General features: G+C 37.6%; 10 protein-coding genes. 1 reads left to right on the top strand and 9 read right to left on the bottom strand.

What is annotated here, in order from left to right:
- Positions 1-178: 178 nt before the first annotated feature.
- The 7 genes from pdxT to nagK all read right to left on the bottom strand — a co-directional run bounded on the left by pdxT (position 179) and on the right by nagK (position 5,807).
- On the bottom strand, positions 179-745 hold the full coding sequence (pdxT, locus tag QS62_RS08730; protein WP_066108921.1) for a pyridoxal 5'-phosphate synthase glutaminase subunit PdxT: 567 nt from the start codon (positions 743-745) through the stop codon (positions 179-181).
- A 7-nt stretch (positions 746-752) separates the two neighbouring features.
- Positions 753-1,640: a pyridoxal 5'-phosphate synthase lyase subunit PdxS gene (gene pdxS, locus QS62_RS08735; protein ID WP_066108924.1), complete on the bottom strand. Its 888-nt coding sequence runs from the start codon at positions 1,638-1,640 to the stop codon at positions 753-755.
- 120 nt (positions 1,641-1,760) lie between these two features.
- A complete protein-coding gene (gene yfaE / locus QS62_RS08740; RefSeq protein ID WP_066108926.1) occupies positions 1,761-2,018 on the bottom strand; it encodes a class I ribonucleotide reductase maintenance protein YfaE in 258 nt (85 codons plus the stop codon).
- Between the two features lie 14 nt (positions 2,019-2,032).
- Positions 2,033-2,761, bottom strand: a complete 729-nt coding sequence (locus QS62_RS08745) for a BUD32 family EKC/KEOPS complex subunit (RefSeq protein ID WP_066108929.1) — start codon at positions 2,759-2,761, stop codon at positions 2,033-2,035.
- Positions 2,762-2,781: 20 nt separating this feature from the next.
- Positions 2,782-4,194, bottom strand: a complete 1,413-nt coding sequence (locus tag QS62_RS08750; protein WP_066108932.1) for a nicotinate phosphoribosyltransferase — start codon at positions 4,192-4,194, stop codon at positions 2,782-2,784.
- Positions 4,195-4,219: 25 nt separating this feature from the next.
- Positions 4,220-4,870, bottom strand: coding sequence for a hypothetical protein (locus QS62_RS08755; RefSeq protein ID WP_066108935.1), 651 nt, complete (start codon positions 4,868-4,870; stop codon positions 4,220-4,222).
- A 19-nt stretch (positions 4,871-4,889) separates the two neighbouring features.
- The gene (nagK, locus tag QS62_RS08760) at positions 4,890-5,807 is read right to left on the bottom strand and encodes an N-acetylglucosamine kinase (protein WP_066108938.1); all 918 of its coding nucleotides are present in this window, start codon (positions 5,805-5,807) and stop codon (positions 4,890-4,892) included.
- Positions 5,808-6,014: 207 nt separating this feature from the next.
- Here nagK and ribA point away from each other — a divergent pair, with 207 nt between their 5' ends.
- Entirely contained in the window at positions 6,015-6,641 is a 627-nt protein-coding gene (ribA, locus tag QS62_RS08765; RefSeq protein ID WP_066108941.1) for a GTP cyclohydrolase II, read from the top strand.
- A gap of 55 nt (positions 6,642-6,696) precedes the next feature.
- Here the strand turns inward: ribA and lptD are convergent, their stop codons facing one another.
- Complete coding sequence (lptD, locus tag QS62_RS08770) at positions 6,697-9,042, bottom strand: LPS assembly protein LptD (RefSeq protein WP_066108944.1); 2,346 nt, start codon at positions 9,040-9,042, stop codon at positions 6,697-6,699.
- A gap of 180 nt (positions 9,043-9,222) precedes the next feature.
- A partial coding sequence (locus tag QS62_RS08775) for a transaldolase family protein (RefSeq protein ID WP_330997997.1) occupies positions 9,223-9,490 on the bottom strand: 268 nt, incomplete at its 5' end.

Consider the following 9,490-nt stretch of genomic DNA (forward strand, 5'->3'; position numbering starts at 1 on the left):
CGGGCGGCAAAAAAAGAGATTTTTCTCGCGAGCTCGAAAAATTGACAGCTTTTTTTGCCTGAAAATCTTATTTGCATTCGGGCAAGAGTGAGAGGGAACCCAAAGCTATTTTATAAAAGTTTTTGATAAAATTTAGGTTTATCAGCAGCCTGAGGTTAGCTAAGCCAACCTCTAGATATTAACATAACGCCAAAAACAGCTTTAAAACCTCCACATCCTTAGTTAATTCTGGATGAAATGAACAAGCTAACAATCTTCCTTGGCGAGCTAATACAGGATGCCCAGCAAATGATGCCAACACTTCAACATCTTTGCCAGTTTCAACAATATAAGGTGCGCGAATAAAGACTGCCGGTACAGTTTTTGCTAACCCCATTACTGTTAAATCCGTTTCAAAACTAGCTACTTGGCGTCCAAATGCGTTGCGCTGTACGGTAATATCCATTAACGCTAGATGAGGTTGTTCTCCACCAACAATCTGTTTTGCTAATAAAATCATCCCAGCACAAGTACCGAAGATTGCTTTAGTTTGAGCAAATTGCTGTAACGCTTCAATAAAACCATATTGACGCATTAACTTACCAATTGTGGTACTCTCGCCACCAGGCAAAATAATACCGTCCAATTCAGCCAATTGTTCAATACGTTTAACAGCAACACCTCGTACATTTAATTGAGCTAACTGTGCTAAATGTTCGCTGACTGCGCCTTGCAAAGCAAGAACACCGATAGTTAATGTTTTCATAGATCAACTACCAGCCACGTTCTTGCATTCTTTCTGCTGCAGATAATTGAGAAATCTCAATACCTTTCATTGCTTCACCAAGATCTTCTGATAAACGAGCGATCAAATCATAATCTTGGTAATGTGTTGTTGCTTGAACAATCGCCTTAGCAAATTTTTCAGGATTTTCTGATTTAAAAATTCCTGAACCAACAAAAACACCATCTGCCCCTAATTCCATCATTAATGCTGCATCCGCAGGTGTTGCTACACCACCAGCTGCAAAATTCACTACCGGCAAACGTCCTAATTGTTTAATTTGTAGCAATAACTCAAATGGTGCTGCTAAATTTTTTGCTTCTGTCATTAACTCATCGTAGCTCATTGCAACTACTTTTCTCACTTGAGCATTTACCTTACGCATATGACGTACTGCTTCCACAATATTGCCCGTTCCTGGTTCACCTTTAGTGCGCAACATTGCTGCCCCTTCACCAATCCGACGCAATGCTTCCCCCAAATCACGACAACCACAAACAAAAGGTACTGTGAATTCACTTTTCAACAAATGAAACTCTTCATCTGCCGGTGTTAACACTTCACTTTCATCAATATAATCAACTCCCATTGCTTCTAGCACACGAGCTTCTGTAATATGCCCAATTCTCGCTTTTGCCATTACTGGAATTGAAACTGCTTTCATCACTTCTTTTACAATGCGCGGATTAGCCATTCTTGCTACGCCACCAGCTTTACGAATATCTGATGGTACCCGCTCCAATGCCATAACTGCGACTGCGCCAGCATCTTCCGCAATTCGAGCTTGTTCCGCATTAACCACATCCATAATGACACCGCCTTTTTGCATCTGTGCCATACCACGTTTTACCACATCACCACCAATAATTGTTTCCATCATTTGCTCCTTTATTAAAATTGATGGTGATTATTCTGGCGTAAATTGATGGGTTGAAAAGTGTCAATTTTGGATAATTTATAGGGGTCAGAGAAATAAGCAGTATCAAAAAATACCGCTTTAAAGATCGAGTTCAAGATCTGACTCTAATTGACAACAACAAAGTAAAACATCATCTGCTTGTAAGAAAGCGAGTGGTGGTTGGCGATAACTTACGGTACCTGTTAATAATTTTGCTCGACAAGCACCGCAATAACCTGAACGACATTGATATTCGTGTCGAATACCATTCTGTTCAAGGTTTTCCAATAAAGAACATTGATTGTCGTGTAATAACGTTTTTTGACTACGTTTTAATTGCACCCGATAAATCTTCATACCACGTCCTTAGCCTAAAACTCTTTTTCTTTTCCATAAGCAAAGATGAATTTAAATAGACTTAATAAAGCAATAAGATCCGTTCGAGCCACGCACCGGAATAGACGTAAAAAAGAATACAGCCAACGATATTTAACCACTAACGCATAAGTATATTGCCATTGTGCTTCACCGCCTTGTTGGCGATAAACAGTGATACTGTCAGCAATTTGCTGATCCGTAACCTTTTCGCTGACATACAAACTATGGATATAAAACAATAGATCGCGTGCTTGTTGCAAACGCAGATTATCGCTAAAGATTTTCGATTCAAAATCAATAAAGCGAACACCATCTTCTTTCCAGCCCATATCCCGAATTGCCGGGCGTCCATGAAACAGGTTTTGTTGATGCAATGTTGCCAATGCTCGCGCTGCATCAGCTAACATTCGTTGTGCAAATTCAGCTGTCGTTTGTGGTTCATTTAAGTATCTTTTGATTGATTGACCAACATCTTCAATCACAAAATAGTTATCACTGACTAAGACAAGTTGTGCCACTGCTGCATGATGTTGATTTAGATATTGCAAGGTTTTAATTTCACGTTGTAAGGAAGCCTTTGGATTAGGTTTTAACAACCGCATCGCACCGGTTGTTTTTTCCACCTGTTTAATCCAATATTTTTTCCCTTCATAATTAAAAGGAAAAACCCTTTCATCAGGGTTTTTCGCTACTAAATCAGCAACATATTGTGAAAAATTCATAAAAACATCCAAGAATTTTATTATTTTGCTTCCTGTGGTTGATAACGTTGAGCATTCTGTTGTACATCAGCTAAGCTCCAATCCACTAACAACTTACCATTCTCAAATACAGTTTGCATCATAGAATTTTCGTGATATTGATTTAATGGCAGATGATCAATATTGACGGTTTTATATTTTTCGCCTTCCCAGATTAAATCCAAACGCCCTTTCTTACTTACCTTACCTTTATCAGTAATCGGCGCTTTATAGACATCAACTAGCTTACCATCCGTAATCACGCAGCTACATTTCATTGCAAAACGGTGTGTATCACGATTGATACTGGTGCTGAGATTACCTTGTAATAACGAACCGCCACAACCTAAAATCAGATTCTCCACAGAATATTGATTATCTTGTAGTGCTTTTAATAGATCCCAAGTGCTATTTTCATTAATGCCATCACCTTGTAAAACACGTACATTGTTTAACACCAAATAACCTTTTTCATTGGTTGTGGTGCCAAAGGCTTCAGCTAATTTCTCACAAGCAAATAGCACATTAGTAATTGCATCGCCACTATCAGGACGCACCACTAGTGGATACTTACGTTGTTTCACTTTATCCGCAAGCTGTTTACAGAAAATATTGCCAATAGCGTTGTAGTAATCGTAACTATCGACCACAATCGAAATTACGGAATCTTGATATTTATCTAATAGATTCTCATAAGCTGCAACTTCACGTGCTTTTGACCAAGAAGTAATCGTACTATGCTCTGCTGCTGGTACACTAAAACCAGCCATTTCAGCAGCATAATATTGACGCATAAATAATAAGGCACTGACGTTATCAGTTCCTTTAAAATTGATTAAATGAGCAGCGCCACCAATAGAAGCACTCTCTTCACTTGAAACGCCACGATAACCAAAATCATGTAACATAAATGGCAACGCATCTAAGGTTTCCGCGGTTTCTTGTAGAAATTTACGACAAATGCGTTGATAAGAGTGGGAAAGTGTTGCCACAGTACAAGGATACCAAATTTTCAATAGCAAAGTTTCAAAGAAACTAACCAACCACGCGCATTTTTCATCAGTATTCTCAACTGTTAACAACACATTATGGTTATTCACCAAACTACCTTCTGGCACCGCACGAATCTTTAACGGTAAATAACCTTGATGTGCATCTAAAATATATTGCCAATTCGCCCGATCAAACGGTAACCCATGCATACGCATAATTTCTTCCGCTTCATCAATCATCTCTTGCGTAATCGGCTGGCAAAGATATTTTTTCAAATAATATTGCAAACCAAAAAATTGAGTATAACCATAACGTCCACCACGACTCTCAATATAATGGTGCATGTAGGTCATATTGTCAGGATATTGAGCCGAGTGAGAATATTTATATGAATCACTCATCAATATAATATTTTTTTCCATTACAGTTATCCTCTCAATTTATTAATTACTTCGCGATTAAACTTAATTTCTCAACGCGATCTCCGGCGAGCACGCAATCCATTTGGTAAAATTGATTGCCGTTTAAACGCATTGAAGCGGTTAGGCGAGATGTACTTTGTGCACTATTTGCTGAAGTACGTAATACTTTTTTCGTTCCGGCAACTTGTTGCACTTTAGCAATACATAAATAATTTAATTTTGCTTCATCACCAGTACGAACAGCGGAAATATTGCGATCTGCGGAGTTATAACTTAATTTTTGCACCCATTTTTCGGCTGCTTTTTCAACTGCTAATTCCTCATTATTCAACTTGCCTTTACTAAAGTCGTAAACATGTTTGTTATTGACGACAGTAGCAATACGACCATTTTTCAAATAGATATGTTCTATTTTTTGTTGTTGATCTTTTATTTCAATAAATACAATTTGTTGCTGGTTAAAATAAGCAGTAGCTGACTGTTTGCCTGTTTCATAAGTGAACATAGGTAATTTTAATGCACTCTCTCTGAGCGCTGTTAACTGTGCATTCTCTTTTGTTTGTGCATCAGATACGCTTTTAGCTTCAGATGACGCGCCTGGAAACGACAATTGACTACAAGCTGATAATAATAATGCCATTACCACACTTGCTAACATTGATACTTTTTTCATCATTTTTACTTCTCCATATTAATTAATCTCGACTTAAAAACAGCGCTGCCGCACCACGAACACCACCTGAGTCCCCATGTTTTGCTTTTAAAATTGCTGGTACAACCGCACTGCGCATTAAATGTTTAGGTAAACGTTTTGGCAACGCTTCATAGATATAATCAAAATTCGATAGACCGCCACCTAAGAAAATGGCATCTGGATCTAATACAGTAATTAAGTTGCCAAAACAGATTGCCATTAATTCAATAAATTTATCGACAAATTCTACTGTTTTCGCATCATTTTGATAGAAACGTTGAATAATTTCTTTTGCGGGTAGTTTTTCTTTAAGTAAATCATTATGTAACAACTCAAAGCCACGTCCGGAAAGATAGGTATCTAAACAAGCTTCATTCCCACAACCGCAACGGTAAATTGGCGCCTTATCCCATCCCAATAATTTTAAAGCATGATAATTAAGCTGGATATGCCCCACTTCGCCAGCCATGCCCACTTTACCAGAATGTACTTTGCCATTAAAGATTAAACCACCACCAAAACCAGTACCAATGATCAAGCCTAATACGGTTGAATATTGTTTACCATCGGCATCCCATGCTTCAGAGAGCGCAAAACAATTGGCATCATTTTCTACCCGTACTTCTCGTTGTAAACGCTCAGTTAAATCACGAATAATGGGTTGATTATCTGCAACACGAATATTGGTAATTTCAGCAATACCGGTATCACGTCGTACAAAACCCGGCACACCGATCCCTACCGTACCTTTGCAATTAAATTTTTGATCCGCTCTTTCTACTAATTGCACCACCGCATTTAACCAATCTTCATAGCTGGTTTGAGGTGTATCCACGCGCTCACTATGCAATTTTTCCAATTGTTGATTAAACACCGCTAATTCAATTTTTGTACCGCCAATATCAATTCCGTATAACATATGTACACTCACTAAAGTTAGTTAAACCGCCTGAATTATATCTTATTTTTCTGCCTTTACTAAGGTTCCAGATCAATCCAACGCTTGTTATACAATAATCAGTAAAAAGTAACGACAAAATAACAAAATAATGTATATAATGACGACCTTTTATATTTATATTCAATTCACATCACGTCATAAATAAAGAGATATTAAGGATATAACATGGCAAAAATTGAACTTGTTGCTCAAGCAAACTTACCAACAGAATTCGGCATTTTTAAAATTATCGGCTTTGAACATCCAGAAACCCATAAAGAACACGTTGCACTTGTACTCGGTGATGTTGCTAACGGCGAACCTGTATTGGCAAGAATCCATTCAGAATGTTTGACAGGAGATGCTTTACATAGCTTGAAGTGTGATTGTGGGTTCCAATTACAAGCTGCGTTAAAACAGATTAGTGAAGCAGGTCGCGGTGTGCTTATTTATCATCGTGCTGAAGGTCGCGGTATTGGTTTAATCAATAAAATTCGTGCTTACGCATTACAAGATCAGGGAATGGACACCATTGAAGCCAATCTTGCACTTGGCTTTAAAGAAGATGAACGTAATTTCAGTGTTTGTGCGGAAATGTTTGAATTATTAGGGGTAAAAGCAATCCGCTTATTAACCAATAATCCAGAAAAAATTAATACGATGAAACAAGCAGGCATTAACGTCGTTGAACGTGTACCGTTAAATGTTGGCGAGAATCGCTACAATACAGGTTATCTCACTGTGAAAGCAGAAAAAATGGGGCATATGATTGTCCACACTCACGATTGTCAATGCGATCAACATAAAAAATAGTCAGCAATTATAGCTATGAAGAACCCCATATTCTTTTTAAATATGGGGTTTTCTCTTAACGTAAACTAAATGGTGAGGTATATGGAATAATACCGGTACCTAACATCTTACTAATACTGCTGCCATGACGAGAACCTAACCCTGAAATTTCAAAGTTAATACCGAATGAATTTTTGTAGAAAGTATCATTACGATTAGAGTAAGTTTGTCCATCTTTTGGCGCGGTTAAATAACGTCTTGCACCAAAATTCACTTTCCAACAACAAGTACGATATTCAATACCAATATATTGCTCTACCGGTTTATTCAACGAAATATCTTGATAAACATGTCCTACTACTGCCCAATTATCATTAATCTGCCACGCGGTTGCCATTCCTACTTGGCTGATTTTCTGATTATAGACATTGCTACCTGTTAAGTTCTGATCAATATATTTCTCACTAACATAACGATAAGAAAGTTGAATGAGATTCTCAGCTGATGGGCGGTACTCTAACGCGGTATTCATTAAAGATGTCTCTTTAAACAAAGTATCGTATTGATAACCACCCTTCCAACTCCATTTATCGCTGATTTTCCAGTTCGCCTCCGCCGCCCAAGAAGATGAGCTGCTTTGTGTCTTATTATTTGGATTATCATCGATTCTTGATGGTGTAAGGTAAAGAATTTGTCCTAAAGAGAGATTAAAACGTTCCTCGGCATTTTTATCAAAGAAACGTGTAGTGCCGCCAATAGTAATTTGATTTGCCGAAGCAATTCTATCTAAACCACTATAACGTCGGTCATTAAATAATGAATAGAAATCCTGTTGCAATAAAATCGAATCATAACCAAAACCTAAATAGCTATAACTGTCAGTACCAATTTGGCTTTGATCACGATAAGGTCTATATACATATTGGATTTTCGGTTCTATGGTCTGTGTATAACCATCAAACAAAGTTTCATTTGATGCCAACACCGTCGCTACTTCCGCTTTAAATTGAGGAATCACACGATTCACAGAGCTTTCTACTTCCGCAGCATCATCCGAAGTTCCTTTCTTTTGCGAATAATGCGTTGCATACAATTTCGTTTCTAAGTTTAAGCTGCCATAACGATTAGCGAGCGGCATAGTCAAAGTTGGTTCCATATGGAAACGCCATGCTGTTGGCATTTTGTCACTATCGTTTTTAAACTGCACTGCTTGTGAATAGAGAGAGAAATCAAGCAAATCATTCGCTAAACCATCACGATAATAATTAAAATCGATCTGCGGTAAAGTACGATATGGGCCAACTGATACTGTATCAAACACTTGGAATTGTGTTGCTGATACAGTGAGATTGTAATTCGGTTGGTAATAACTTAAAGCAAAACTTTGCGTAGCATAACCATCGGTACTGCTACCATATGGAGAGCTAAAATCATTAAAATATTGCTGATCACTTACTTTGGTATAGTTCACATTAAAACGCCAATTATCCCAAAGCGAACCACCATTTTGCCAATAAATTAAATAACGTGGATCACCTTTTGTATAATTCTCATAACGATCATTTTTCAAATATTCTCCTGCAATCGTTCCTGTACCTAAAACGTTCAGATAACGCGCTTCACCCAATAATTGCACTCCACGTTTACTCATATATTTTGGCGTTACTGTCATATCATAATTTGGTGCTAAATTAAGATAGATCGGTTGTGCGTAATAGTAACCATCTGTACTAGTAGTACCAAAATCAGGCATTAATAAACCTGAGCGACGACGATCACCAATTGGAAATTGCATATATGGGAAATAAAAAATTGGAACATCTTTTACATAAAATACTGCATTCCACAGATCAGCATACTCCTCTTTAACATGCTGTTTCATCTCTGAAGCACGCAACTTCCATGAATTATTATTCGGTAAGCAAGAGGTAAAAGTCGCATTCTTTAACAAACGATAATCTTGACGTAATTCAGCTTTTTCTGCATCTCCACGTCCTTGGCGATCAACAAATTGGTAATTTGATTGATAAATATTGGCATCCTGTGAATTTAGATGAATATCTGCTTTCTCTCCCACCACATGAACCAAATTATCCTGATAATTCATATTGCCATTTACATAAGCATAACGTTGCGGATCTTGTTTGTCCCCTTTCTGCTCAACAAATACCGAATCTGCTTGTAACTTGCGATTACCTTGCTCAATTTGTACGTTACCTTTATACAACGCATTATTAGGCTGATTAATTTCCGCCTGATCTGAATCAATATAAACAGGTAATTCATTTGGATCGGTTTTTACCACTTCACCAGTAAAATGAGGTACACCAAGTAAACATTGAGTAGTGAGATCTGCATAGCTGGTCTGGCTATACAACGCCGAGAGAATCGACAGAGATAAGAATGAATAATATTTTTTCATCGGACGCTTCAACTATCTTTTTAACAACATCAAATGGGCAGCATTATAGCTTAAAAGTATGCTAAAGATGAGCAGAAAGTAAAATAAAAAGCGTTGGGTAAGGAGAATAATTAACACCAACGCTTTTCTGCAATGATATTACGGTTATCTTACTGTATTACCGTATCAATAAGCAATGAATTACAATTTTGCGCTTAACATCGCTTCTAATTTTTCGATATCTGCCGCAAATTTACGAATACCCTCTGCTAATTTTTCTACTGCCATTGCATCCATATTGTGCTGCCAATAGAATTCAGCTTCTGTCATCGCTGCTGGGCGTGGTAATACTGCACCTTGATAATCCAATTTACGAGGTAATTCCGCATTGCTTTCTTGTAACTCTTTTAACAACGCTGGCGAAATAGTTAAACGATCGCAACCTGCTAACTCAGTGATTTCACCAATA

The sequence above is a fragment of the Gallibacterium salpingitidis genome (assembly GCF_001678495.1).
In the GTDB taxonomy this organism is placed as follows: domain Bacteria; phylum Pseudomonadota; class Gammaproteobacteria; order Enterobacterales; family Pasteurellaceae; genus Gallibacterium; species Gallibacterium salpingitidis.